This window comes from Kitasatospora sp. NPDC002543, assembly GCF_053594915.1.
This window is the reverse complement of the sequence record NZ_JBSFWR010000058.1, coordinates 1-24,195: the sequence shown is the minus strand read 5'-3', so window position 1 is coordinate 24,195 and position 24,195 is coordinate 1. Positions and strand designations below refer to the sequence as shown.

The following is a 24,195-nucleotide window of genomic DNA, read 5'->3' as shown; positions in this document are numbered from 1 at the left end:
CCCGACAGCCGGGGTGCCGGGGTCGAAGGGCCACAGGGCCAGGAGGTCAGAGGGCCTTGAGGCCGTCCAGGAGCTGCTGGCCGCCGGGGCTGCCGAGGCCGGTGCAGGCGTCCCAGCCGGGGCCGGAGGCGTACGCGCCGTTGCTGCCCCGGGTGATGTCCCGCAGGACACCCGTCGCGAACTTCGTGTACAGGAGCGGGTTGAGGAAGCCGACCTGCGCGGAGCCGGGCAGGCCCTGGTTGATCCGGGCAAGCAGGGCGGACCACATCGGGGCGGCGGCGCTGGTGCCGCCGGTCTGGTTGAAGTGCACCCCGTCGACGCTCGGGACGACCACGCCGGTCTCGGGGTCGGCCAGCGCGGACACGTCGGGCACGCCGCATCCGTGCGCGTGCGGCGGATCGGCCGACGGCGGCACATCGGCACCGGCCTGGTACGGCGGCAGCGGGAAGACCGCGCTGATGCCACCGCCCGTCCGGCTGCCCGGGCCGTCGTCCCAGCAGACCTCGCCGACGACCTGCCCCTGGTCGACCGCCAGGCGGGTGCCGCCGACGCCGAGCACGTGCGGGCTGGACGCGGGGAAGTCGGCGTGGGCGCGCTCGTCGTCGACCTGGTCGCGGGAGCCGTCGTCACCCGAGGCGCAGCAGACGCTGATGTTCTTCTCGGCCGCGGCGGCGAAGGCGGCGTCGACCCGCTTCATGGCCCCGAGCGTCCACCGGCTCCCCGCGCCGGCCTCGGGGTTGCCGTAGCTGTCGGAGATCACCGTGGGCCGGTTCTCGGTGTCGTTGACGATCCGGGTGATCACGTCGACCCAGCCCTGTTCCGTGAACCGGCTGAAGTACACGACGATCTTCGCCTTGGGGGCGAGGGCGCCGACCACCGCCAGGTCGAGCATGATCTCGCCGGTGCTGTCGGCCGTCTCGAAGTCGGAGTCCTGGCCCGGGTCGTTGCCGGGGCTGCCGACCCCCGGGATCACCACGTCGGTGATGTCCGGCATGGTCTGGTGCAGGACGTTGACGAAGTAGTTCCGCAGGGCGTCCAGCGAGTAGCCGCCGGACGGGACACCGGGCGGCGTTTCGCCGTTGAAGGCGAGGACGGCGACGCACTGCCCGCTCCCGTCGGTGCCGGCCGGGTAGGCGTAGGGCGACTGGAGCTGCGGCGGGAGGAAGGCGCCCGGCCGGACCGTCGGGGCGGTGTGCGCCGTCGGGGCGGCGTCGGCGGCCCGGCGGATCAGCAGGCGGCTGCCGATCGGCCGGTCGTCCAGGCCGAAGACACCGGTGACGATGCCGTCCAGTTCGGCGGGGACGTAGATCTGGCCCTCCCGGCCGCGATAGGTCCGGGGGTTGCCGTGGGCGTCCCGGTAGCGGTAGCGGGCCAGGGTCACCCGGAAGGCGTCCGCGACGTCCTTCGTGGTGCCGGTCAGCTGGACGCTGCGGGCCAGCGGGTTCGGGTTCCCGGTCGTGAGACCGTGCTCGGCGGCGAAGGCCTCGACCGCCTTGAGGTCGGTGTCCAGCCACCGGTGGGTGGCGGCGTACTGGTCGTCGGTGGGCAGGGTGCGCCGGGTCGGCGCCTGGAGCGCCAGCTCGTAGACGTCCGGCCGCGGCTGCGCGGCGGGGTCGCGCCGTAGGTAGACGGTGACGGTCAGGGGGGTCTGGGGGTGGGCCGGTCCGATGGCCCGCGCTCCGCCGAACGGAACGCGGGAGCTGTCCGGCAGCGCCACGTAGTGGTTGGTCGACATGATCGCTCCAGCGGTCGGGTCCGCGCCGGGAGCCTCGCGACTCTTGGTCGTGTGCTTTCGACTGTCCGTGTACGGCACACGTTTATGTCGTACACGTACAGCGTCCTCCCGGCCCCCCGTGGCGTCAAGGGGCGGCAGGAGACGGCGGCGGGGGTGGCCGAGGCGGCGGCGGACGCCTGTGCGGAGGCGGTCGCCCCCGGCCGGAGCCGGGGGCGACCGCCGGGGACGCGCCGGCTCAGCCGTCGATGCGGTGCTGGCTCCAGAAGGAGGTCAGGTCCACCGTGGTCGCGGCCTGGGCCGCGGCCTTGAACTCCGCGGTGGTGGAGACGCCGTACCAGTGCGCCTGCGCGTAGTTCCGCAGCAGCGTGGTCATCGGGCCGTCGCCGATCGTCCGGCGCAGGTCGTGCAGGGCGCACTTGCCGTAGCCGTAGACGACGGTGGAGTAGCGGGAGGAGTTGGCGTCCCAGTACGCCATCGAGTTGGTGATCCGCTCCGCCGCGGAGGCCCAGGAGACGCTGTTCCAGCAGCCGTTGCCGGTCTTGCCGAGGGCGAGGTCGGTCGCGTAGTCGGTGAAGGCCTCGTCCAGCCAGGGGCCGTTGTACTCGTCGTCGCCCACGATGCCGTACCACCACTGGTGGCCGATCTCGTGGGTGAGCGCCGTGGTGCTGACCAGGTCGAGGACGAAGCCCGGGTACTCCATGCCGCCGAACCAGAAGTTGTTGTCCAGCACCGCGTCCAACTCGCCGTACGGGTAGACCCCGAAGCGCTGGGCGTGGGCGTCGACCGCCGAGATCGAGGTGGAGAGCATCGACGCGGCGTCGGCCGCGCTGATCCCCGCCACCGAGTAGACGTTGACCTTCACCCCGGCCGCGGAGGTGCCGGAGGTCCTGGCGAACGGCCCGGCGCCCCAGGCGAAGTCGCGCACCTTGCTCGCGGTCGCCCTGGTGACGGTCCGTCCGGCCGTGCCGGGGGTGTCCACCGAGGTACCGGTCGCGGGCACCAGCAGCCCGGCCGGGTGGTCCAGGGTGACGTCGAAGTCCGCGGCCACCGAGTAGAAGGACTCGCCGTTGTTGGTGTACGGGTCGAGGTGCCAGCCGGCCGCGTCGCGTATCGCCAGGACGGGCAGGGCGTTGCCGAGGAAGTTGTACGCGCCGTCGTGGCCGAAGCGGTCCGCGCCGCTCGGCACGGTGATGCCGAGGTCGAAGCCGACGGTGCCGCTCTGTCCCTGGGCGAGCGGGGCCGGCAGGGCGATCCTGAGCGCGGTGCAGTTCACCGTGAGCGGCGCGGGCGTGCCGCCGGTCACGTTGGTCACGGTGATGGGGGTGGCGGGGCAGCTGCCGTGGGCGTTGTCCCACAGCCGCAGGTACACCTCGTTCAGCGGGGCTGCCGAGGCGTTGCCGAAGGTCACGCTCTCGTGCCCGTTCCAACTGGCGCCGGAGGCGTCGCTGGTCAGGTTCACGGTGTACGCCGGCGCGGCGGGGGTGCGGGTCGGGTCGCCGGGCTGGGGCGGCGTGGTGCCGCCGCCGGAGACGTCCAGGGTGACGTCGTCCAGGACGAAGCTGGTCTGCAGGCTCGCGTCCTCGACGCCGGTGAAGGAGAGCGTGGCCGTCCTGCCCGCGAAGGCGGAGACGTCGACGGTCCGGTGCACGTACCCGTCCCCGGCGTCCAGGTTGGAGTAGGTGGCCAGCGTGGTGGAGCCGAGCTTGACGGCCAGCTTGTCGTAGGCGGTGCCGGTGGTCGTCTCGGCGGTGTCGACGTGCAGCCAGAACCCGAGCGTCGCGGTGCCGCACCCGGCGGGGAGGGTGACGGACTGCGAGAGCGTGTCGGTGTGGCTGGAGCCGTAGCCGTCGAGCCAGGCGTAGGAGCTGCCGGAGTGGGCGCTCTGGCCGCTGTCCGCGGTGATCGCGCCGCTGGGCGCGGTCCAGGGCGAACTGCCGGACTCGAAGCCGCCGTTGGCGACCACCTGGGCGGGCGTGCAGTCCGCGGCGCTCGCCACGTCGGGGGTGGCGAGCGCCGTGAGGCCGGTCGCCGCGAACAGGGCGGCGCCGGTCAGGGCAGGCAGGAGTCTTCTCATCGGAGCCTCTCGTGGGGAGCGGGCCGGGAGCAGCAGCGTGACAGCAAGCCCGCACCTTTGAAAGGCTCATGACATGAAACGTGTACGCCTCACCGGCGCCCCGACCTGCGCCTCACCCGACGCACCGACGCCCCACCGAACGCACCTGCGCCTCACCCGACGCACTGACGCCCCACCGAACGCACCTGCGCCTCAGCCAACGCACCGGCACCTCAGCGGATGACCGGGAGCACCGCCTCCGCGCCGCGGCCGGTCGCCGCCTCGATGAAGGCCACCGGGTCGGCCACCCGCGCCAGCAGCGCGGTGGTGAAGCGCAGCGCCCCCTCGGCGGGCGGCGGGCCGCCGACGGCCGCGACCAGGTCGAGCAGGTGGACGGTCGCCTCCATCAGCGCCACCTCCCCGAGCGCGCCGACCGTCACGCTGCCGAGCAGCGGGTGCGCCACCACGCCGTCCGGCGGCAGGTCCGCGAGGCCGGCCAGCGCGGCCGGGCCCTCGACCCCGAACCGGGCGATCAGCACGGCGGGTTCGGCCACCTCGGCCACCCGCTTCGCCGCCTCGGCGACCTGGTCCGCCGCGGTGTGGGCGATCCCGCCCGGCCGGTTGTAGGCGCGCAGGATGCCGGCCCCGTCGCCCACCTCGGCCGGCCCGTCCAGGACGGCCGCGCGCAGCCCGGTGAACATCTCCGGCACCGGCGCGACGTGCGCGTACAGCTCCCGCACCGTCCACCCGGGCAGCCGGGTGGGCCGGTCCCAGTCCCCGGCGGCCAGGGCCGCGCCCCGCTCCGCCCACGAGACCCAGGCCTCCGCCAACAGCGCGCGCACCTGGTCGTTCTGACTGCTCATCGGCTCTCCTCGGGACGGTGATCACGGGGTCGGCCCCACGCTACCCCCGGCCCCCGGAAGACCGCTTGCCCACCCCCCTTCCCCGGCCGCCGCCATCGGCCCATGACCGACTCCGCCGCCCGCCCGCTGCCCGCACCCGCCGCCACCCGCCCCGGGGCTACGCACAGCGACCGGTCCGGCCGCCCCGGTCGCCGCGCCCGCGACTCCCACTCCCCCGCCCACAACCGGCTGACCAGCGGAATCGGCGAATCAACCGACTGGTACCGCTCACCCCGTTTACGTCTGATTCCTACCTTGTATCCTGGTTCTGTATCCGCTGAGTGACATCCGCCGAAGCCCCGGCCCGACGGGCCCCGCAGCACCGCCGCTCCCCCGGGCGGCCCGGGCCGAGGACGCCGCCACCGACCCCGAGGAGTGCGGAGATGGCCGAGCAGGACGCCCCCGAGAGGCGGGGCCGGCTGAGCCGCCCGCTGGTGCTCGGCGCCGCCGTGGCCCTGGTCGACCGCGAGGGCCTGGGCGCGCTGACCATGCGCCGCCTGGCCACCGAGCTCGGCGTGGAGTCGATGGCCCTGTACCGCTACACCCCGGGCAAGGAGGCACTGATCGACGGCCTGGTCGAGGCCTACTTCGACGAGATCAACTCCCGGCTGCGGGCCGGCTCCGTCCGCGGCCCCCACGGGGACGGCTGGCGCGCCGAACTGCGCCGGATCGCCCAGGCGTTCGCCGCCACCGCGCACGCCCACCCGGAGATCCTGCCGCTGGTCGCGACCCGCCCGCTGGCCGTCCCGGTGGCGCGCCGCCCGGCCTCGGTGCTGGAGCTCACCGAGCACATCCTGGCTGTGCTCGCCCGGGCCGGCTTCGACGACGCCGGCGCGCTGACCGTCTACCGCACCTTCGTCGCCTGGAACCTCGGCTGCCTGCTGGTGGACAAGCGGCAGGTGGTCGACAACCCGAGCGAGCCGGACCCGGCGCTGCGGCTCGGCCTGCACCGGCTGTCCGCCGTCGACTACCCCCGGCTGCGCGCCCTGGTGCCCCGGTTCGCCGACTTCGACGACGAGGCCGAGATGCTGAGCGGCCTGGACAGCCTGCTCGACGGGATGCCCGAGCCGCCCCTTGACGGCTTCTACGGCGGCGACGCATCCTGAGGATACGAGGTACACGTCGGACATATCCGCTCGAATCGGCGCCACCGGGCAGGCCGTGGGCCCGCCCCGCCGGCGCCCGGGAAGAGGCCACCATGTCCGCCGCTCCCACCCACCCGTCGTCCCGACCCGACATCCTCCGACTCCGCGTCACCGCCAGGAACCCGGAGGTCCTGCGCGCACTGCTGCGCGAAGCCCGGCCCGACACCGGCGGCCGGCCCCTCCTCGAACCGGACGGCAGCGTCGGCATCGACGTCTACGCCCGGGAGGACCGGATCGCCGCCCTCGAACGCGAGGGCGTCACGGTCACCCGGATCGGCAACGCCAGCGCGGCCGGCCGCGCCGCCCAGGCCGAGGTCGGCACCGGCGACCGGTTCGCCGCCGCCGACGCCGTCCCGCGCGGCCTCGCCGCCAAGCCCACCGACTGACCGGGGAGGCCGTCATGCCGTACCTGAACATCACCGAGGTCGAATCGGCCGTGACCAGCCTGGCCACCGCCTACCCCGGCACGTCCGAACTGCTCACCCTGCCCGAGCCCTCGATCGAGGGCCGCACCGCCCACGCCCTCAAGATCGGCGCACCCGCCCCGATCCCCAAGCGGTGCGTGATGATGATCGGCGGCGTCCACGCCCGCGAGTGGGGCAGCTGCGAGATCCTCGTCCACCTCGCCGCCGATCTGCTGGAGGCCCAGCACGGCGGCACCGGCCTCGGCTACGGCGGCACCGTCTTCACCGCCGACCAGGTCCGGGAGCTGCTCCAGCGGCTGGACCTGGTGCTCTTCCCGCTCGTCAACCCGGACGGCCGGCTGTTCAGCCAGACCGTCGACCCGATGTGGCGCAAGAACCGCGACCCGGCGAACTCCGGCGGCAGCGCGAACCCCGACTGCGTCGGCGTCGACCTCAACCGCAACTACGACTTCCTCTTCGACTTCGCCACCGCCTTCGCCCCGACCGCCACCCCCCAGGTGTCGGCGAACCCGTGCGACCAGCAGGTCTACGAGGGCCCGAGCCCGTTCTCCGAGCCCGAGACCCGCAACGTCCGCTGGCTGCTGGACTCCTTCCCGCGGACCGGATGGTTCGTCGACGTCCACAGCTACTCCCAGGACATGCTCTACAACTGGGGCGACGACAAGAACCAGTCCGTCTCCCCCGACATGAACTTCCGCAACAGCGAGTACGACGGCAAGCGCGGACTGCCCGGTGACGTCGCGTACGCGGAGTACATCCCCAAGACGGACGCCGACACCGCCGTGCTGCTCTCCGAGGCCTTCTGCCGGGGCCTGCACGGGGTGCGCGGCCTGACGTACCGGCCGCTGAGCGGCTTCCACCTCTACCCGACCAGCGGCACCAGCGACGACTACGTCTTCGCCCGCCACTTCGACGACCCCGCCCTGGGGAAGGTGCTCGGCTTCACCGTCGAGTGGGGCACCCAGTTCCAGCCGCCGTGGGCGGAGATGGAGCGGATCGTCCTCGACGTGGACGCCGGGCTGGTCCGGTTCTGCCTGGCCACCGCCTGAAACCCGGGCCACCCGCCGGAGCCCCCGGCCACCGTCGGAACCCCCACGGGAGGCCCCCGAGCCACAGCGCCCGACAGCAGGGAGCCCGCCACGAACGGTCGTGGCGGGCTCCCTGGTCCGGTACACGCGGATTCACGTACGACTACGAGGCACACGTACGGGAAAAACGTACTTCGTATACGAGTCTGCTCGCCTCCTCGGAGCAGGTCAATCGGAGCGCGCCACCGGGAAGGGAGCCGGCCCGGCCGGCAGCCCGACCGGCCGCTCCGCTCAGACCCGGGCGCCGAGCATCCGCAACACCAGATCCCCGTAGCGGCGCCCGAGCTCCTCCGGCGCCTCGGAGGAGTTGCCGGTGTACCAGCGGGAGACGTCGATGCCGAGCGAGGTCACGGCGCGGGCCGCCGTCCGCACCTCCGCCACCTGGAAGTCCCCCGCCGCCACGCCCGCCTGGATCAGCGCGCTGACCTCGCGCTCGATGTCCAGCCGCAGCGCGGCGACCACCGCGTAGGCGTCCTCGGGCAGGGCGTGCAGCTCGTAGTTGACCACCCGGCCGACCGTCCGGGCCCGCGCGTGCCAGGCGGTGAACTGCTCGACCAGCCGCCTCATCCGCTCGGCCGGGCCGCCCGGGCCGCCCGCCGCGTCCCGGACGAGGGTCAGCGTGGCGGCGTGCCCGGCCCGGCTGATCTCGGCGAGCAGCGCGGCCTTCGACTGGTAGTGGATGTACAGCGCGGCCGGACTCATCCCGGCCGCGGTGGCGATGTCCCGGGTCGTGGTGGCATGGAAGCCGCGCTCCGCGAACGACTCGACGGCGGCCTGGAGCAGCCGGTACGCCGCTTCGGGGCGGGCGTCGGCGCCGGGCAGGGTCGGCCAGAGGTCGGCGAGCGGGGTGCTGGTCATGGCGTCATCCTCCCAGAGAACTCGTACAGGCTTTCCCGCCGAGCGCCGCCCGGCCCCGGTGCACCCGACGGTGCGCAGCGGCAGGCGGTCGGGCAGCGGCAGGCGGCAGGCGGTCGGGCCGGGCGTCGCGGCTGTTGACAGGCTCCCGCACCGACACCATGCTGAGCAAGCGCTTAGTCAGCAGCAGGACGGCAGAGATCGCCGCACGAAAGGCAGGACGCTCCGTGGTGCACTCCTTCAAGGGCCGGGTGGCCGTCGTCACCGGATCGAGCCGCGGCATCGGCCTCGGCATCGCGCGCGAGCTGGTCGACCGCGGCGCCAAGGTCTGCCTCACGGCCCGCAACCCGGAGCCGCTGGCCGAAGCCGTCCGCGACCTCGGCGGCCCGGACCACGCGATCGCCGTCGCGGGCAAGGCCGACGACCCGGCGCACCAGGAGGAGGCCGTCGCCCGCACCCTGGAGGCCTTCGGGCGGCTCGACCACCTGGTCAACAACACCGGCATCAACCCGGTGTACGGGCCGGTCCTGGACACCGAGGAGGCCGCCGCCGCCAAGATCCTCGCCGTCAACGTGCTGGCCCCGCTGGCCTGGACCCGCCGCGCGCACGCCGCCTGGATGGGCGAGCACGGCGGCTCGATCGTCAACGTCGCCTCCATCGCGGGCATCCGCTCCTCCCTCGGGATCGGCATGTACGGCGTCAGCAAGGCCGCGCTGATCCGGCTCACCACCGAACTCGCCGCCGAACTCGGCCCCCAGGGCATCCGGGTCAACGCCGTCGCCCCCGCCGTAGTCAAGACCAAGTTCGCCGAGGCGCTCTACGAGGGCCGCGAGGAGAAGGTCGCCAAGGCCTACCCGCTCGGCCGCCTCGGCGTCCCCGAGGACATCGCCGGCGCCGTCGCCTTCCTGCTCTCCCCGGACGCCGGCTGGATCACCGGCCAGACCCTGGTCCTGGACGGCGGGGTCACCCTCGGCGGTGGCATGTGACCGCGGGAGCGCCCGAGGGCGGGGCAGCCGACGGCCGGGCGTCCGACAGCCCGGCGCCCGACCGCGACGCGTTCGACGGCCGGGGCGTGGTGGTGACCGGCGGTGGCCGGGGCATCGGTGCCGCGCTGGCCCGGGCCCTCGCCGCGGCCGGCGCCCGGGTGGTGGTCAACGACCTGGACGCCGGGGCCGCCCGCGCCGTCGCGAAGGAGTGCGGCGGCACCGCGCTGCCCGGGGACGCCGCCTCCGCCGAGGGCCTGGCCGAGCTGGTCGGACAGGCCCGCGCCGAGCTGGGCGAGATCGACGTCTGGTGCGCCAACGCGGGCGTCGCCCTGGCGGGCGGGGCCGACGCGCCCGCCACGGCCTGGGCGACCTCCTGGGAGGTCAACGTGATGGCCCACGTCCGGGCCGCCGAGCTGCTGCTCCCCCGCTGGCTGGAGCGCGGCGAAGGCCGCTTCCTGGCCACCGTCTCCGCCGCCGGGCTGCTCACCATGCTCGGCTCGGCCCCGTACTCGGTCAGCAAGCACGGCGCGCTGGCCTTCGCCGAGTGGCTCTCCGCGAGCTACCGCCACCGGGGCCTGCGGGTGCACGCGCTCTGCCCCCAGGGCGTGCGCACCGACCTGCTCGCCGCCACCGGCGCCGTCGGCGAGGCCCTGCTGGCCCCGACCGCGCTCGACCCGGCGGACGTCGCCGGGGCGGCCCTGGACGGGATGCGCGCGGAGCGCTTCCTGCTCCTGCCGCACCCCGAGGTCGCCGAGTACCAGCGTGTCCGGGCCACCGACCCGGACCGCTGGCTCAACGGGATGAACCGGCTCCAGCAGGGGCTGGAGAAGGGCGGGCTGCTGTGAGGGCCTGGCAGGTCGGCGAGCTCGGCGAGCCGGCCGAGGTGATGCGGCTGGCCGAGGACGTCCCGCGGCCGGTGCCCGGCCCGGGGCAGCTGCTGGTGCGGGTCCGGGCGGCGGCCGTCAACTTCCCGGACGCGCTGATGGTGCGCGGCCGGTACCAGGTCCGCCCGCCGCTGCCGTTCACGCCCGGTGTGGAGCTGTGCGGCGAGGTCGCGGACGGCGCCCGGCGGGGCGAGCGGCTGATCGGCAACCCGGTACTGCCGCACGGCGCGTTCGCCGAGTACGCGCTGCTGGACGCCGCCGCCGCGTTCCCGGCCCCCGAGTCGCTGGACGACGCCGAGGCGGCCGCCCTGCACATCGGCTACCAGACCGCCTGGTTCGCGCTGCACCGGCGGGCCCGGCTGCGGGCCGGCGAGACCCTGCTGGTGCACGCGGCGGCCGGCGGGGTCGGCAGCGCGGCCGTCCAGCTCGGCCGGGCCGCCCGGGCCCGGGTGGTCGCCGTGGTCGGCGGGCCGGAGAAGGCGCGGGCCGCGCGGGCACTCGGCGCCGACCTGGTGGTGGACCGCCTCGAACGGGACTTCGTCGCCGCCGTCAAGGAGTTCACCGACGGGCGCGGCGCGGACGTGGTCTTCGACCCGGTCGGCGGCGAGGCCTACACCGGCTCCGCCAGGTGCGTCGCCTTCGAGGGCCGGATCATGGTGGTCGGCTTCGCCGGCGGGCAGATCCCCGCCCCGGCGCTCAACCACGCCCTGGTGAAGAACTACACGATCCTGGGCCTGCACTGGGGCCTCTACAACACCCACGACCCGCGGGCCGTCCGGGCCGCCCACGACGAGCTCACCGGGCTCGCCGACCGGGGCGCCGTCCGGCCGCTGGTGAGCGCCCGGGTGCCGCTGGCCGCCGCCCCGGACGCCGTCCAGCGCGTCGCCGCCGGGCTCAGCACCGGCCGGATCGCCGTCCTGGGCGGCTGAACCGGCCGGGCCCGCCGGCCGCCTGGCGCACCGTCCGCTCCGGCGGCCCGCCCCTCCTCCGACGGCCCGCCCGCGGCTCAGCGGCCCTCGGCGATCACCTCCAGGGCCGGGCGGGGCTCGCGGCCGAGCAGCGCCGCGAGGTCGCCCGGCCCGCCCGGCCCGGCCAGGAAGCCGTGGGCGATCGCCGAGTAGGTGCCCACCACCATCGGCACCTGGACGTCCAGCGCGTCCGAGGCCGCGGCGGCCGTCCGGGCCTGCCCGAGCCGTCCCGGCCGGTACTCGGCGCCGAGCACCTCGGCCACCTCGGCGCCGCCCACCGCCCGCTCCCCCACCAGCTCGTAGGTCCGGCCCGCGTGCCGGTCGGGCGCCAGAGCGACGTTCACCGCCGCCTCGGCCAGGTCCGCCCGGGCCACCGCCGCGAGCTTCCCGTCCCCGAGCGGCGCGCCGATCACCCCGTCCCGGTCCGGTGCGGCGATCGTGCCCAGGAACTCGGCGTACAGGCCGTTGCGCAGCACCGTCCAGCGCAGCGTGGCCGACTCGCGCAGCCGCCGCTCCGTCCAGCGGTGGGCGAGCGCGTACGGCAGGTGGTCGCCGTCGCCGGACAGGCTGGTGTAGACGACGTGCTCGACGCCCGCCCGCTCCGCCGCCTCGATCGCGGCGCCGTGCCGGGCGGTCACCACGTCGTCCTCGGCGGCGCCGGCCGAGATCAGCAGCAGCGTCCGCACGCCGGTGAAGGCCGCGGCCAGGGTCTTCGGCCGGTCGAAGTCCACCAGCCGGGCCGGGATCCCGGCCGGCACCCGCTCCGGTGTGCGGGAGCCGGCGACGACGGGCCCGCGCCCGGCGAGCCCGGCGGCTCCCAGCCCGGCGAGCCGTTCCAGGACGAGCGCGCCCAGGCCTCCGTTGACTCCGGTGACGAGCAGCATGGGTTCCTCCAGGGGTGTTCGGTCGGCTGCACGACCATCCTCGATAGCCTGGAGGTTCGGCGTAAGGAGGCACTTTCATGTCAGCAGGGCACACCGCGGTAACCACCCCCCGCCCGGTGGTCTGGTGCGAGGACGGCGTGGACTGCGGGATCCGCGACCTGCTGGACCGCCTGGGCGACAAGTGGTCCGTCCTCACCGTCGTCGAACTCGCCCAGGGCGTACGGCGGTTCCGCGAGCTACAGCGAGCCCTGCCGGGGATCTCGCAGCGGATGCTCACCCTCACCGTGCGCCGTCTGGAGCGCGACGGCGTGGTCTCGCGGACCGTCCACCCGACCGTCCCGCCGCAGGTGGAGTACGAGCTGACGCCGCTCGGCCACAGCCTGACCCACCTGGTGCGGGCGATGACGGACTGGTCCTACGACCACCACGCCGCGATCGTCACCTCCCGGCAGCGGTGGGACCGGGCCAACCCCGGCTCCGAGATCCGCTAGGGCGGGCCGCGGTCCGGGCGTCGGACAAGGCCGTCCCGGCGCGGCTACCGCTCGTACGCCATCTCCGGGAAGCGCGCCGAGGGCCCGTCCAGCAGGTGGTCGTCCTGGTCGCGCAGCCAGCGGTCGAAGAAGGACGCGACGTAGGAACGGGTGGCGAGTTCGGCGCGGCCGGGGCGGATGTCGCCGACGTCCTTGCGCAGCTGTTCGGCGTCGAGCACGCCCTGCCGGGCGAGTTGCGGCAGCAGCGGTTGGGCGTCGGTGTAGGAGCCGTGGCGGGAGCCGGTGAGGGTGACGTCGGCGTGCCAGCCGGTGCTGTGCCGCCACAGGGCGTTCCAGCCGGGCTGGTCGCGGTAGCCGCCGGAGTCGGAGCTCCCGGTGCCCATCAGCAGGAAGGGCCTGTTCAGTCCGTCCTCGGCGACGCTGGGCAGCAGGACGCCGGTGTGGCCGTCGGGGCCGGGGAAGTGCATCTGGCCGTCCATGTTGACGCCGGCGGCGATCCGCGGGTCGTCGTGCATGGCCTGGAGGGCGGTGAAGCCGCCCGCGGACTGGCCGACCATGCCGATCCGGTCGAGGTCGAGGGCCCCGGCCACCCCGGCGGGCAGTCCCGGCCGTCCGGCGAGTCCGGCGAGCCGGTCCAGCACGAAGCGGGTGTCGGCGACCCGGGCGTCGATCGCCTTGCGCAGCACCGCGCCGACGTCCAGGCCGGGCTGCCCGAGCATGCCGGGGAACACCGAGGTGGCCAGGTCGCCGCCGGGGAAGGCGACTTCGGAGGCCTCGTAGGTGTGGTCGACGGTGACCACCACGTAGCCGCGCGAGGCGAGGTCCTCGACCAGCGCCGTCCCCCAGGTGCGCGGGTCCCCGAGGCCGGGCGAGTAGAGCACGACCGGGCGCGGGCCGCCGGACAGCGCCGGGGCGTCCGCGCGGGCGTGGGTGCGGATGGCCGACCAGTCGGTGCGGCCGGGCTCGGTGCCGTAGTTGAGCAGGCCGACGCCGTCCGGGCCGTCGAAGTGCCGCCCGGCGGCGGGTGTCATGTAGGGGGCCCGGTCCTCGCCGGCGGCCGGCTGGGAGGTCGGGTACCAGAGGCTGATCATCAGCTCGCGCCGCTGCCCGGGGTGCCAGGGGTCCTCCCGTCCGGCGTCGGTGAGGTGCAGGGCGGTGGTCCCGATCGGGTACGGCCCGCTGGGCTCCGGCAGCCAGGCCCGCGCCTGCCGCCCGGTGGTGCCGTCGCTTGCGCCGCCGGCCGGGGCCGCGTCCGCCGCACCGGCCGGGGCCGTGCCCATCGTGCCCATCGCCGTCGCCGCCGCCAGCAGGACCATCGCCACGGCCCGTCCCGGATTGCCCATCTCGTCCTCCGTGTTCCGATCTTTCGAACACGTAGGACAGTACGGTCGGGGACGGGCCGCGGCCGTCATACCGGGGAGCCAACCGGTCCCTGAATACCCGGGTATGACACCCCTACGGGTCAACTCCGGTACTGCCGCAGCTCCCTCCGGGCCAGCGAGCGCTTGTGCACCTCGTCCGGGCCGTCGGCCAGCCGCAGGGTGCGGTTGCCGGCCCAGAGCTGGGCGAGCGGGGTGTCCTGGCTGACGCCGGCCGCGCCGAACGTCTGGACGGCCTTGTCCAGGATCCACTCGACGGTCCGCGGGGTGGCGATCTTGATCGCCTGGATCTCGGTGTGCGCGCCCCGGTTGCCGACGGTGTCCATCAGCCAGGCGGTCTTCAGCACCAGCAGCCGCAACTGCTCGATCCGCACCCGGGACTCGGCGATCCAGTCCTGCACCACGCCCTGCTCGGCGAGCGGCCTGCCGAACGCGACCCGCTCGCCGGCCCGGCGGCACATCAGCTCTAGGGCCCGCTCGGCGATCCCGATGGCGCGCATGCAGTGGTGGATCCGGCCGGGGCCGAGCCGGGCCTGGGCGATGGCGAAGCCCGTACCCTCCTCGCCGATCAGGTTCTCCACCGGGACGCGGACGTCCTCGAACAGCACCTCCGCGTGGCCGCCGTGGTCGGCGTCGTCATAGCCGAAGACCGTCATGCCGCGCCGGACGGTCACGCCCGGGGTGTCGCGCGGGACGAGCACCATGCTCTGCTGGCGGTGCGGTTCGGCGGCCGGATCGGTCTTGCCCATCACGATGAGGATCCGGCAGTCGGGGTTCATCGCCCCGGTGATGTACCACTTGCGGCCGTTGATCACGTACTCGTCGCCGTCCCGTTCGATCCGGGTGGCGATGTTGGTGGCGTCCGAGGAAGCCACCTCGGGCTCGGTCATCGCGAAGGCGGAGCGGATCTCGCCGTCCAGCAGCGGCCGCAGCCAGCGCTCACGCTGCTCGGCGCTGCCGAACTGGGCGAGCAGCTCCATGTTGCCGGTGTCGGGCGCCGCGCAGTTGAGCGCGGGCGGGGCCAACTGGACGCTGCGGCCGGTGATTTCGGCGAGCGGGGCGTACTGGAGGTTGGTCAGGCCGGCGCCGGGCCCGCCGGGCAGGCTGTGCTTGTCCACGAAGAACAGGTTCCACAGGTTCTGCTTGCGGGCCTCCGCCTGGAGGCCCGCGACGATCGGCGGGATGGCCCACGGGTCGCGGTCACGGCCCCGGTCGCGGTCACGGTCACGGTCGGCGAGTTGGGCGGCGAGGACAGGCTCGGCGGGGTACACGTGCTCGTCCATGAAGGCGAGCAGCTGCTCGCGGAGCTCGTTCGTCCGGGCGTCGTAGGCGAAGTCCATCGGGGCTCAGTTCTCCTTGAGGGTGCTCAGGCCGTGCCGGGCGAGGACCGGCGCCATCTCGCCGGCGCGCTCGAAGCCCGCGCCCAGGGTGCGGCCCTGCCGGAAGCGGAAGTGGATGCCCTCGGCGACGGCGGCGAGCTTGAACGAGGCGAAGGCGACGTACCAGTCGAGGTCCTCGGCCCGGCGGCCGGTCGACTCGGCGTACCGGGAGACGATCTCGTCGGCCTTCGGGAAGCCGGGCGCGGTCATGGCGGAGGGGATGATGCCGCCGCCGACGCCCGCGAGTTCGGTGTACATCACCAGGAGGCCGATGTCGGTGAGCGGGTCGCCGAGGGTGGACATCTCCCAGTCCAGGACGGCGGCGATGGTGTCGCCGTCGTCGACGAGCACGTTGTCCAGCCGGTAGTCCCCGTGCACGAGGGCGGGCGCGGGCGAGACGGGCCGGCGCTCGGCGAGCAGGCCGTGCAGCCGGTCCAGGTCCGGCAGGTCCCGGCTGCGGGAGGCGGCGAGCTGCTGCGACCAGCGGCGCAGCTGGCGCTCCAGGTAGCCGTCCGGGTGCCCGAAGTCGGCGAGGCCGACGGCGGCCGGGTCGATCCGGTGCAGGGTGGCGAGGGTCTCGACCAGCCGGCTCCCGAGTGCGTGCACCCGCTGCTCGCCGAGGGCGGCCAGCGGGGCGGCGTCCCGGTGAGCCGTCCCGGGGACGTACTCCATGAGGTACCAGGGGGCGCCGAGGGTGTCGGTGCCGGGGTCGAGCAGCAGCGTGCCGGGCACGGGGACGCCGGTGTCGCGCAGCGCGGTCATCACCCGGTACTCGCGGCCCATGTCGTGCGCGGTGGCCAGGACGTGCCCGAGCGGCGGGCGCCGGAGCACCCACCGGGAGGCGCCGTCGCTCAGGACGTACGTGAGGTTCGAGCGGCCCCCTTCGACGAGGTCGGCCCGCAGCGGCCCCTGGAGGAGGCCGGGCAGTTCGCGCTCCAGGTGGGCCCGGAGACGGGCCAGGTCCAGGCCGGGCGGGTCGGCGGGGGTCTCGGCCATCGGGCGGCTCCTCTGCGTGGGACCTCATTGACTAAGCGCTTGCTTAGCATTCAGCCGCGGGTGCCCCCCTGTCAATGCCACCCGCCGAAACGATCAGGCCCCGGATCAGGGCTCCGCCCGCACCAGGCCCTCCGGATCAGGACCCTCCGGCCGGCCTCGACCGCCGCTCCTCCACGACCGCTCCTCGTGGCGCGCGACGAGCACGGCGAGGTCCCCCTCGGACGGCACCACCCCGAACGTCCCCGTCAGCAGTCCGGGCAGATCCCGCGCCTCCACCCGGCGCCGCTCCTCCGTGCCGTCCGGCAACAGCCTGACCAGCTCCGCGTCGCGCAGGACCAGCCGCTCGTCGGCCGCCGGCCGCTGCACCAGCAGCCTGTCGTGGAACGGCGAGAGGGGGTGCGTGGAGGTGTAGTGGCTGGTCACGGTGAAGTCGACCGGGAAGCGCGGCTCCGAACCGATCGCGTACAGGTCGAACCAGCCGTCCCGCCGCCACCGCCGGAGCACCAGCGGACCGGCCGCACCCGGGGTCGGGCCCTCCTCCCGGACCAGCCCGTACGTCCACCCGGACTGCCGCGCGACCTCGCCGTCCCGTAGCCGGATCGGCTCCAGCAGCCCCTCCCCGCCGAAACCGACGTCGGTGAACCACTCCTCGCCGTCGAGCTCCACCCGCAGCGAGTAGTGGGTGGCCGGGCGGATCCGCCGCTCGCCCAGGCGCACCCGGGACGCCGTCGCGGTGAAGGTGAAACCGATCGCGTCCAGCGCCGCGGCGTAGAGGAGCGTCTGCTCGCAGCAGGTGCCCCCGCGCCGCCGCCGGACCATCTTCGCCTGCACCGACTCCAGGTCCAGCCGGACGGGACGGCCCAGGACGACCTCCAGGTTCTCGAAGGCGAGCGCGTCGATGTGGGCGGCGTGCAGCGCGCGCAGCACCTCCAGCGTCGGCTCGCGCACCCCCCGGTACCCGATCCGGGCCAGATAGGCGTCGAGGCCGAAGCGGTCGCCGCCCCAGACGGAACCGATCGACCTGTCCATGCGCTCTCCTCTCCGCCTTCCCCCTCCCCGGACGAGCCGTGCCGCGCCGGGTGCCGCCGGGCGCCGGGCGGGCGCCGCCGCTTCCGGTCGCCGCCGCTTCCGATCGCCGCCGCCTCCGGGCGCGAAGCCCGGGTCCGGTGTGCCGGGCCCCGCACCTCCGACCCCGCACGACGGGCCCCGCACCCCGGCGGCTGCCCGAGGAAACCACGTCCGACACCAACCGCACCGGCCGTACCTCCGCAATCACCCGTTCGGGTAAGCCGCGGCTCCGCGGGGGCGCCGGCCGCCCCCGTGTGCCACAGTGCAGGCATGGTCCGGCGGGCCCGTGCGGCCGGGAGGTCGGGTGCCCGTGCGCCGAGCAGTGCGCGGGTGTCCCCGTCGCGCTGTCGCCGCACCGCCGACCCCGCACCGCCGACCTCGCCTCACCGACCTCGCCTCACCGAGGGAGCAGGAACCCATGCCGGAGCTGTTCGACGCCCTGCGGCCCCTGCCCGCCACCGCCGCCCGCTACCGCGAGCAGGGCTGGTGGCGCGACGGGACCTTCCTGGACGATCTGCGCGACGCCGCCGAGCGGGCGCCCGGCCGGCCCGTCATCATCAACTGGCGCGCGGCGGAAGGCCGGGCCGTCACCCTGACCTTCGCCGAGCTGGCCGACCGGGTGGAGCGGTACGCCGCCGCGCTGCACCGGCTGGGCGTCCGGCGCGGCGAGGCGGTGGCCTTCCAACTCCCCGACCGGTGGGAGACGGCCGTGCTCACCCTGGCGTGCTGGCGCGTCGGCGCGGTGACCGTACCCCTCTCCCTGCGGTTCGGCCGCCGGGAGGTGGGCCGGATGCTGGCCTCGACCGGCGCCGTCCTGCTGGTCACCACCGACCGCGACCCCGGCCCGGAGCACATCGCGGCCCTCGCCCGGCTCGCCGACGACCTGCCGGACCTCCGCCACCACGCGGTCCTCGGCGACACCGCCGACACCGCCGCCACCGGGGCCCTCGACTTCGACGCCCTCCTGCGCACCGCCCACGCCCCGAACGCGCCGCAGGGCCCCGGCCTCGGGCCCGACGAGGCCGCGACCGTGCTGTTCACCTCCGGCACCACCGGCAGCGCCACCGCCGTCGTGCACAGCCTGAACACCCTGTACGCCGGGGTCCGCCGGGCGCTGCCGATCCCGCCCCTGCGGCCCGGGCAGCCGTTCCCGGTGCTCACCCCGCTCAGCCACGGCGCCGGGCTGCGCAACGGCGTGCTGCGGCCGCTCGTCCACCGCACCAGCGCCCTGTACTGCGACGAGTGGGACGCCGGCCGCTGGCTCGACCTGCTCGGCACCTACCGCACCGGCGCACTGATCGCCCCGCCCGCGATGCTGGAATCCCTCGCCGCCGAGCAGAGCCGCCGACCACGGGACCTGCCCGCGTGGGAGGCGGTGGCCGCGATGGCCGCGAGCCCCTCGCGCGAGCTGGTCGACCTCCTGCGCCGCACCCTGAGCGGCCACGTCGTCAACGCCCTCGGCTCGACGGAGACCGGCGGCATCCTCGCCACCGGCCTCACCGACCCGCCCGAGCGGGCCGCCCGCAGCGTCGGCCGCCCGATGCCCGGCATCGAACTGCGGATGGCGACGGACGACTCCCGGCCGGACCAGGCCTCGCCGGTCGACGTGCGCAGCCCGTCCACCTGCCTCGGCACCTTCGACCGCGACACCGGCCGACTCCGCTGGCGCGCCGCCGACACCGACGGCTGGTACGCCACCGGCGACCTGATGCGCCCGGACGGCGAAGGCGGCCTGCGCTACGCGGGCCGGGCCTCCGACCGGATCTCGGGCACCACCCAGCTGATGATCCCCGTCCTGGACGTCGAGACGGAGCTCCGCGAACACCCGGCGATCGCCGACGTCGCCCTGGTCGGCTACCCCGCCGAACACGGCGACCTGCCGTGCGCCGTCGTCGTGCCGGCCGACGGCCGTTCCGCCCCGGAGCCGGCGGAACTGCGGGCCTGGCTGGCCGGGCGCGGGATGACGGACTGGTACTGGCCCACCCGCGTCGAGGCCGTTCCGCGCTTCCCGCGCAACGAACTCGGCAAGGTCCGCAAGAACGTCCTCCGGGCCTGGCTCACCGGCGACGGGCCGCTGCCCGAGGCCGACGGCGGGGCGGGAGCGGGGGCGGGGTGAGCGCCGGGCGGCGGCTCGGGTGAACCGCCGCCCGGACGTTCGGAGTTCCGCCGCCCGCCTACCGCGGCGCGACCGGCTGGGTGGCGGCAGGGGCGGGCTGGGTGGCCGCCGGGGCCGGCTGCGTGGCTGCGGCCACGCCGACCTGGGTGGCCGCCGGAGCGGGCTGGGCGGCATCGGCCACGCGGTAGATGGTGATCGCGGGCGCGGGGACCGAGCCGGGAGCGGCGGTCGCGGCACCGGCGGCGCCGACCGCGATGCCGGTGAGGACGAACGCGGCCACCGCGGCGCCCCCTGCCAGGGAGGCGAGCCGGCTCCGGGTGGTCGTGGTCGACGGACGGTTCAGCGGGCGGTGGTACGTCCTGTTCATGGCACACCGGTCCAATCGGGCAGGTCCACGGAGCGCCGCACGAGGGCCGTGGGGCGCCGGAGGTTCGTAGGGCTGAAGCGACCCTAGCTCCGGACGGGACGGTTGGGCACGGAGTATCGAGGCCCTGCCACGAACTTGGCCGGAAACCTGAGTGATACCCGGTCGGGCCGGAGGCGACGTCAGGGGCGGACGTCCCCGAGCGCATCGGCCGCTTCTGCACCCTCGCGGCCTCCGAGGCCCTCCAGCGGATCCTGCGTTCCGCGCCATCCACTGTGTGACACAAGGGAGTTGGCTTCCAAGCTCCCCCATCGAAGCCGCACCGGACCCGTCTCGACAGAGGTCGATCAAAAGTGTTCTGATGATCACATCCATCGATCACCTTCCAAACATCGCCTGATCAGACATCAGAGAAATGAGGTCCGGTGCGGACTGCTCGCGGCTCGGCCATCCTGCTGACGATGGGGGTCCTCGGGGCCTCCGCCCTGGCGACAGGATGCTCCGGCACATCGAGCAGACCCACGGCCGCCGCCACCGAAACGACCCCGGCCGGCCCCGCCCCCAGCGCCTCCACCGAGGCCCCCGCCCCGCCACCGCCCACGCCCACCCCCACCTGGGACGGCCAGGTCAAGGTGCTCGGCGACGGATCGACCTCCGACACCGGGCCGCAGCCCAAGCAGCCCACGGCGGAGAAACTCAAACCCGGCGAGACCCCGCCCCAGTTCGTCGTCTTCTCCTGGGACGGCGCGCTGGAGGGCGACGACCGCCTGTTCTCCCGCTTCCGCAAGCTCGGCGCGGAGAACAAGGCCCAGATGACCTTCTTCCTGACCGGGCTCTACACCCTCCCCAAGTCCAAGAGCACGACCTACAAACCGCCGCAGCACAAGCCCGGCGACGCCTCCATCGACTACGCCACCGACCCCCACATCAAGGACACCCTCGAACAGCTGCGCCTCGCCTGGCTGGACGGCAACGAGATCGGCACCCACTTCAACGGCCACTTCTGCGGCCCCAAGGGCGGCGGCGACTGGAGCACCGAGGAGTGGAAGAGCGAACTCGACCAGGCCATCTCCTTCGTCACCAACTGGAAGACCAACACCGGCTTCAAGGACCTCCCGCCACTCCCCTTCGACTACACCAAGGAAGTCGTCGGCGGCCGCGCCCCCTGCCTGGAAGGCCAGAAGAACCTGCTGGCGGCGGAGAAAGCGACCGGCTTCCGCTACGACGCCAGCTCCCCGGGCGAGTTCCAGGTCTGGCCCGTCAAGAAGGACGGCATCTGGAACTTCCCACTGCAGATGCTCCCCTACGCCGGCAAGTCGACCCAGAGCCTCTCGATGGACTTCAACTTCCTGGCCAACCAGTCCGGCGACACCACCAAGGGCGACCCCAAGAAGTACGACACCTGGGAGAAGGAGACCCGCGACAGCTACCTCGCCGGCTTCGAACGCGTCTACAACGGCAGCCGCGCCCCGCTCTTCATCGGCAACCACTTCGAGGACTGGAACGGCGGCATCTACATGCAGGCCATCGAGGACGTGATGAAGAACGTCTGCCGGCGCGACGGCGTCCGCTGCGTCTCCTTCCGCCAAGTCGCCGACTGGCTCGACGCCCAGGACCCCAAGGTCCTCGACAAACTCCGCCAGCTCGACCCCGCCCAACCCGCCGACTGGTCCCGCCTCACCAAGTAGCCCGAGGGGTGGAGGGTCGCTGCCCCGCCCGGGGCACCGACCCTCCACCCAGGCGGCCCACGTAGGATGGCGTGCAGTCCCTCTGACACCTCAACAACCCCCGGCGCAATTCGCGAAGAACCAGCAAAACCGCCATATCCCCGCAGCTCACAAAGGGCCCTCCCCGCACCCGCGGGGGTCAGCCGTACATCGGCCAGCAGAACAGCTGCAAGTCCCGGCACTCACAGAGGTCACCGCCACCAGCGTGACGGACACGGCCAAGCCTCTCCTTCGGTTCGCGCCGGGCGCGATACGCCGCGCACCGATCCGGCGCGGCCCGAAGGAGAGGCCCTGGGCCCCAGCGCAAACCGCTGGCGCAGCGCGGCCGCTCCTGGCAACCTCTCCGCCGTGCTCAGGAAGAACCTGCTCTTCATGACCCTGACCGGCCACGGGCACGTCAACCCGACGCTGCCGCTGGTCGAGGAACTCGTCCGGCGCGGGCACCGGGTGGTGTATGCCACCGAGTCCGGCCATGCCGCCGCCGTGTCCAGTGCCGGGGCGCGCTGGCTGGAGTTGCCGGCCCCGGTGCCTTTCACTCCGCCGCCGACGATCGGTCCGGCGGCCGTGGCGGGCTGGCTGCGCCACTACTTCGCGGCGCTGAGCGCGACGTGGCCGGTGCTGCGGAGGCACTGCGCGTCGGAGCCGGTGGACGCGATCTGCTACGACACGACGAACTGGCCGGGCCGGATCGCCGCCCGGAGCCTGGGCGTCCCGGGTGTGCAGTGCTTCCCACACTTCACCTCGAACGAATCGTATTCGCTGGACCGACAGTTGACCGCGGGGATCGGCGCCGACGACCCGGCGACTGCGGCGCTCGCCGCCGCCTGCGCGGCTTTCTCCGCCGAACACGGCGTCCCACTCGATGTCGCCGACACCATGACGGTGGCGGACGGGCTCAACCTGGTGTTCGTCCCGCGGGAGTTCCAGCCCGCCGCGGAGGGCTTCGACGGACGGTTCCACTTCGTCGGCCCGTCGCTGGGCCGGCGGGAGCAGGCCGAGACCTGGTCTCCACCCGGCCCGGACGCACCTCTGCTGTACGTCTCGCTGGGCACCGTGCTCGACGGCGACCCGGACTTCTACCGCGCCTGCCTGGCCGCCGTCGCCGACGGCCCCTGGCAGGTGGCGATGCGTGTGGACGGCGCGGCAGCCGCCGAACTGAGGCCCATCCCGGACCGGGTGGACCTACGACCGCAGTTCCCTCAGCTCGCGGTGCTCCGCCGGGCCACCGCCTTCGTCTCGCACGCCGGGATGAACTCGTCCTGGAGGCCCTGCACTACGGCGTCGGCATCGTCGCCGTCCCCCGAACACCCGAGCAGGAGGCCAACGCCGCCCGCCTGGTCGAACTCGGCCTGGGGGTACGGCTGGACGCCACCGACGCGGCACACCCTGAGGCCCTGCGGTCGGCCATCGACACGGTGGCCTCCGACCAGGTGATCCGCACCGCCCTCGCGGAGATGCGCCTCGCCGTCCGGCGCAGCGGCGGAGCGGCCCGAGCCGCCGACCTGGTCGAGCACCACCTCGGCTAAGCAGTGTCATTGCCCCGGCGATCAGTTGCCCGGTCAGCCCACGAACACCCGCCGCACACGGTCGAGTCGCGCACGCTGCTCCTCGATCCAACCGGCCGACGGCGAGAGCGGCAGGCTGACCGTCACCTGCGAGGACGGAGCGTCCTGAAGTGACACTCCGATCGCTCCGGAGGCCAACGGCTTGATCCCGAGCTGGACCGTCCGACCGGAGGTCAGCCACGAGACGAACCGATTGCCGGCCAGCTCGTCCAGGGCTTCTTCCCACTGCTCCAGGTCATCGGACGTGATGCCGACGGGAAAGCTGCCGTTGATGGTCCCGGTCGACACGACGAACTCGCAGTCGAGGAACTCACTGCCCGGGGCCGGCCGCTCCAGCACGCGGAGAGACACGGCGTGACCGCTCGTTCCCGGCGGATCGGCCAGGTGGATCAGATCGCCCAGCTCGTCTTCCATGACAGCCCCTCTCCTTCGACCTCGAACAGGGGCATCATTCCGGAGAGCACCGACACGCACGGACACCCCGTCGGCGCTCCGCGCCTACTCGGACCGCCTTGCCGCCGTCCATCGAATACCTCGGGATTCTCCGCGGAACATCATGTCCGCCTGCCAGGAGCCGCCCGGCGGGAGGATCCGTTCAGTACAGCTCGAACTGTCGTTGTCGCGTGCCCCTGTCGCCAGCTGCCGGTGCCTGCGGAGAACCCGCGCTCGGGTCGCCGATCGCCACCCAGCCAGGGCACTCGGCGGACGTGTACTCGTCCGCGATGACGAACACGCTGGCACAACGGGGGCATTCGGCACGGCCGAAGAGGTACCTGATCCCAGCAGCGAGTACCTGCTGTTCGTCTCTGACGGCAGTGTCGTGCATCCAGCGACCGGTCCCCGATAGCTCCTCACTGGCAGTGCGCCGCTGTGAGATCACCTGAAGAGCTGCGCACGACGGCCCGCCAGATGCTCGGCTGACAGTGACGATGTTCGTGGTGGCGCTGCTGGTGTGGCTCTATCCACGAGTTATGACGTCAGTTGTTCACGAGTTCGGGAGGCACCCCGAACCACGGGCGGGTGATGTTCACGAGTTCTAACGTCAGTGAGGTACTCGTCAGGGCAACATCGAGGTACTCCTGGCGAAATCCCTGCTCTGCTGACTGACCGTCACCGCGGACGAGGTCGCCCCGGCCGCGCACACGCCGACCGACTCGGCGACTTTGCGACGGCGGTAGTAGTGCA

Annotated in this window: 21 protein-coding genes; 10 read left to right on the top strand and 11 right to left on the bottom strand. The window is 73.8% G+C overall.

What is annotated here, in order from left to right:
- Positions 1-46: 46 nt before the first annotated feature.
- The 3 genes from ACWD4P_RS23360 to ACWD4P_RS23350 all read right to left on the bottom strand — a co-directional run bounded on the left by ACWD4P_RS23360 (position 47) and on the right by ACWD4P_RS23350 (position 4,651).
- Complete coding sequence (locus ACWD4P_RS23360; protein WP_449780903.1) at positions 47-1,735, bottom strand: S53 family peptidase; 1,689 nt, start codon at positions 1,733-1,735, stop codon at positions 47-49.
- A gap of 235 nt (positions 1,736-1,970) precedes the next feature.
- A complete protein-coding gene (locus tag ACWD4P_RS23355) occupies positions 1,971-3,809 on the bottom strand; it encodes a M1 family aminopeptidase (RefSeq protein WP_449780902.1) in 1,839 nt (612 codons plus the stop codon).
- A 212-nt stretch (positions 3,810-4,021) separates the two neighbouring features.
- Entirely contained in the window at positions 4,022-4,651 is a 630-nt protein-coding gene (locus ACWD4P_RS23350) for a maleylpyruvate isomerase N-terminal domain-containing protein (RefSeq protein ID WP_449780901.1), read from the bottom strand.
- Positions 4,652-5,073: 422 nt separating this feature from the next.
- Between ACWD4P_RS23350 and ACWD4P_RS23345 the strand changes: the two genes are divergently transcribed.
- The 3 genes from ACWD4P_RS23345 to ACWD4P_RS23335 all read left to right on the top strand — a co-directional run bounded on the left by ACWD4P_RS23345 (position 5,074) and on the right by ACWD4P_RS23335 (position 7,309).
- Complete coding sequence (locus tag ACWD4P_RS23345) at positions 5,074-5,796, top strand: TetR/AcrR family transcriptional regulator (protein WP_359827468.1); 723 nt, start codon at positions 5,074-5,076, stop codon at positions 5,794-5,796.
- 92 nt (positions 5,797-5,888) lie between these two features.
- Positions 5,889-6,221 carry a hypothetical protein gene (locus ACWD4P_RS23340; protein ID WP_359827466.1) on the top strand — a complete coding sequence of 111 codons (333 nt, stop codon included), beginning with the start codon at positions 5,889-5,891 and terminating at the stop codon, positions 6,219-6,221.
- A 14-nt stretch (positions 6,222-6,235) separates the two neighbouring features.
- A complete protein-coding gene (locus ACWD4P_RS23335; RefSeq protein ID WP_359827464.1) occupies positions 6,236-7,309 on the top strand; it encodes a M14 family metallopeptidase in 1,074 nt (357 codons plus the stop codon).
- Between the two features lie 270 nt (positions 7,310-7,579).
- Here ACWD4P_RS23335 and ACWD4P_RS23330 read toward each other — a convergent pair whose 3' ends face one another.
- On the bottom strand, positions 7,580-8,206 hold the full coding sequence (locus tag ACWD4P_RS23330; protein ID WP_359827463.1) for a TetR/AcrR family transcriptional regulator: 627 nt from the start codon (positions 8,204-8,206) through the stop codon (positions 7,580-7,582).
- A 224-nt stretch (positions 8,207-8,430) separates the two neighbouring features.
- Here ACWD4P_RS23330 and ACWD4P_RS23325 point away from each other — a divergent pair, with 224 nt between their 5' ends.
- The 3 genes from ACWD4P_RS23325 (at position 8,431) to ACWD4P_RS23315 (ending at position 11,002) form a co-directional block, all read left to right on the top strand.
- Entirely contained in the window at positions 8,431-9,189 is a 759-nt protein-coding gene (locus tag ACWD4P_RS23325; RefSeq protein ID WP_449780900.1) for an SDR family oxidoreductase, read from the top strand.
- 86 nt (positions 9,190-9,275) lie between these two features.
- Positions 9,276-10,034 (top strand): SDR family oxidoreductase, encoded by a 759-nt coding sequence (locus ACWD4P_RS23320; RefSeq protein ID WP_449780923.1) that lies wholly within the window; start codon positions 9,276-9,278, stop codon positions 10,032-10,034.
- Positions 10,031-11,002, top strand: coding sequence for an NADPH:quinone oxidoreductase family protein (locus ACWD4P_RS23315; RefSeq protein ID WP_449780899.1), 972 nt, complete (start codon positions 10,031-10,033; stop codon positions 11,000-11,002). The genes ACWD4P_RS23320 and ACWD4P_RS23315 overlap by 4 nt, the downstream gene beginning before the upstream one ends.
- A gap of 77 nt (positions 11,003-11,079) precedes the next feature.
- Here ACWD4P_RS23315 and ACWD4P_RS23310 read toward each other — a convergent pair whose 3' ends face one another.
- Entirely contained in the window at positions 11,080-11,925 is an 846-nt protein-coding gene (locus ACWD4P_RS23310) for an NAD(P)H-binding protein (protein ID WP_449780898.1), read from the bottom strand.
- 77 nt (positions 11,926-12,002) lie between these two features.
- On the opposite strand from ACWD4P_RS23310, the gene ACWD4P_RS23305 reads away from it, so the two are divergent.
- Positions 12,003-12,416, top strand: a complete 414-nt coding sequence (locus ACWD4P_RS23305) for a winged helix-turn-helix transcriptional regulator (RefSeq protein WP_359827277.1) — start codon at positions 12,003-12,005, stop codon at positions 12,414-12,416.
- Positions 12,417-12,460: 44 nt separating this feature from the next.
- Here the strand turns inward: ACWD4P_RS23305 and ACWD4P_RS23300 are convergent, their stop codons facing one another.
- The 4 genes from ACWD4P_RS23300 to ACWD4P_RS23285 form a co-directional block, all read right to left on the bottom strand.
- Complete coding sequence (locus tag ACWD4P_RS23300; RefSeq protein WP_449780897.1) at positions 12,461-13,759, bottom strand: alpha/beta hydrolase family protein; 1,299 nt, start codon at positions 13,757-13,759, stop codon at positions 12,461-12,463.
- Between the two features lie 119 nt (positions 13,760-13,878).
- Positions 13,879-15,135: an acyl-CoA dehydrogenase family protein gene (locus ACWD4P_RS23295; protein ID WP_449780896.1), complete on the bottom strand. Its 1,257-nt coding sequence runs from the start codon at positions 15,133-15,135 to the stop codon at positions 13,879-13,881.
- A 6-nt stretch (positions 15,136-15,141) separates the two neighbouring features.
- On the bottom strand, positions 15,142-16,170 hold the full coding sequence (locus tag ACWD4P_RS23290) for a phosphotransferase family protein (protein WP_359827272.1): 1,029 nt from the start codon (positions 16,168-16,170) through the stop codon (positions 15,142-15,144).
- A gap of 105 nt (positions 16,171-16,275) precedes the next feature.
- Entirely contained in the window at positions 16,276-17,199 is a 924-nt protein-coding gene (locus ACWD4P_RS23285; protein ID WP_449780895.1) for an arylamine N-acetyltransferase family protein, read from the bottom strand.
- Positions 17,200-17,656: 457 nt separating this feature from the next.
- On the opposite strand from ACWD4P_RS23285, the gene ACWD4P_RS23280 reads away from it, so the two are divergent.
- Positions 17,657-19,354: an AMP-binding protein gene (locus tag ACWD4P_RS23280; RefSeq protein WP_449780894.1), complete on the top strand. Its 1,698-nt coding sequence runs from the start codon at positions 17,657-17,659 to the stop codon at positions 19,352-19,354.
- A gap of 58 nt (positions 19,355-19,412) precedes the next feature.
- Here ACWD4P_RS23280 and ACWD4P_RS23275 read toward each other — a convergent pair whose 3' ends face one another.
- Positions 19,413-19,721: a hypothetical protein gene (locus ACWD4P_RS23275; RefSeq protein WP_449780893.1), complete on the bottom strand. Its 309-nt coding sequence runs from the start codon at positions 19,719-19,721 to the stop codon at positions 19,413-19,415.
- Positions 19,722-20,179: 458 nt separating this feature from the next.
- Between ACWD4P_RS23275 and ACWD4P_RS23270 the strand changes: the two genes are divergently transcribed.
- Together ACWD4P_RS23270 and ACWD4P_RS23265 are read left to right on the top strand one after the other, a co-directional pair.
- A complete protein-coding gene (locus ACWD4P_RS23270; protein ID WP_449780922.1) occupies positions 20,180-21,406 on the top strand; it encodes a hypothetical protein in 1,227 nt (408 codons plus the stop codon).
- A gap of 387 nt (positions 21,407-21,793) precedes the next feature.
- A complete protein-coding gene (locus ACWD4P_RS23265; RefSeq protein ID WP_449780892.1) occupies positions 21,794-22,879 on the top strand; it encodes a macrolide family glycosyltransferase in 1,086 nt (361 codons plus the stop codon).
- Between the two features lie 125 nt (positions 22,880-23,004).
- On the opposite strand, the gene ACWD4P_RS23260 is transcribed toward ACWD4P_RS23265, so the two are convergent.
- Positions 23,005-23,424 (bottom strand): DUF5959 family protein, encoded by a 420-nt coding sequence (locus tag ACWD4P_RS23260; protein ID WP_359827264.1) that lies wholly within the window; start codon positions 23,422-23,424, stop codon positions 23,005-23,007.
- Between the last annotated feature and the right edge of the window lie 771 nt (positions 23,425-24,195).

Excerpts from the sequence above, each read along its gene's own strand:
- ACWD4P_RS23360 (WP_449780903.1), bottom strand. The coding sequence starts at position 1,735 with ATGTCGACCAACCACTACGTGGCGCTGCCGGACAGCTCCCGCGTTCCG.
- ACWD4P_RS23355 (WP_449780902.1), bottom strand. The coding sequence starts at position 3,809 with ATGAGAAGACTCCTGCCTGCCCTGACCGGCGCCGCCCTGTTCGCGGCG.
- ACWD4P_RS23350 (WP_449780901.1), bottom strand. The coding sequence starts at position 4,651 with ATGAGCAGTCAGAACGACCAGGTGCGCGCGCTGTTGGCGGAGGCCTGG.
- ACWD4P_RS23345 (WP_359827468.1), top strand. The coding sequence starts at position 5,074 with ATGGCCGAGCAGGACGCCCCCGAGAGGCGGGGCCGGCTGAGCCGCCCG.
- ACWD4P_RS23340 (WP_359827466.1), top strand. The coding sequence starts at position 5,889 with ATGTCCGCCGCTCCCACCCACCCGTCGTCCCGACCCGACATCCTCCGA.
- ACWD4P_RS23335 (WP_359827464.1), top strand. The coding sequence starts at position 6,236 with ATGCCGTACCTGAACATCACCGAGGTCGAATCGGCCGTGACCAGCCTG.
- ACWD4P_RS23330 (WP_359827463.1), bottom strand. The coding sequence starts at position 8,206 with ATGACCAGCACCCCGCTCGCCGACCTCTGGCCGACCCTGCCCGGCGCC.
- ACWD4P_RS23310 (WP_449780898.1), bottom strand. The coding sequence starts at position 11,925 with ATGCTGCTCGTCACCGGAGTCAACGGAGGCCTGGGCGCGCTCGTCCTG.
- ACWD4P_RS23305 (WP_359827277.1), top strand. The coding sequence starts at position 12,003 with ATGTCAGCAGGGCACACCGCGGTAACCACCCCCCGCCCGGTGGTCTGG.
- ACWD4P_RS23300 (WP_449780897.1), bottom strand. The coding sequence starts at position 13,759 with ATGGGCAATCCGGGACGGGCCGTGGCGATGGTCCTGCTGGCGGCGGCG.
- ACWD4P_RS23295 (WP_449780896.1), bottom strand. The coding sequence starts at position 15,135 with ATGGACTTCGCCTACGACGCCCGGACGAACGAGCTCCGCGAGCAGCTG.
- ACWD4P_RS23290 (WP_359827272.1), bottom strand. The coding sequence starts at position 16,170 with ATGGCCGAGACCCCCGCCGACCCGCCCGGCCTGGACCTGGCCCGTCTC.
- ACWD4P_RS23285 (WP_449780895.1), bottom strand. The coding sequence starts at position 17,199 with ATGGACAGGTCGATCGGTTCCGTCTGGGGCGGCGACCGCTTCGGCCTC.
- ACWD4P_RS23280 (WP_449780894.1), top strand. The coding sequence starts at position 17,657 with ATGCCGGAGCTGTTCGACGCCCTGCGGCCCCTGCCCGCCACCGCCGCC.
- ACWD4P_RS23275 (WP_449780893.1), bottom strand. The coding sequence starts at position 19,721 with ATGAACAGGACGTACCACCGCCCGCTGAACCGTCCGTCGACCACGACC.
- ACWD4P_RS23270 (WP_449780922.1), top strand. The coding sequence starts at position 20,180 with ATGGGGGTCCTCGGGGCCTCCGCCCTGGCGACAGGATGCTCCGGCACA.
- ACWD4P_RS23260 (WP_359827264.1), bottom strand. The coding sequence starts at position 23,424 with ATGGAAGACGAGCTGGGCGATCTGATCCACCTGGCCGATCCGCCGGGA.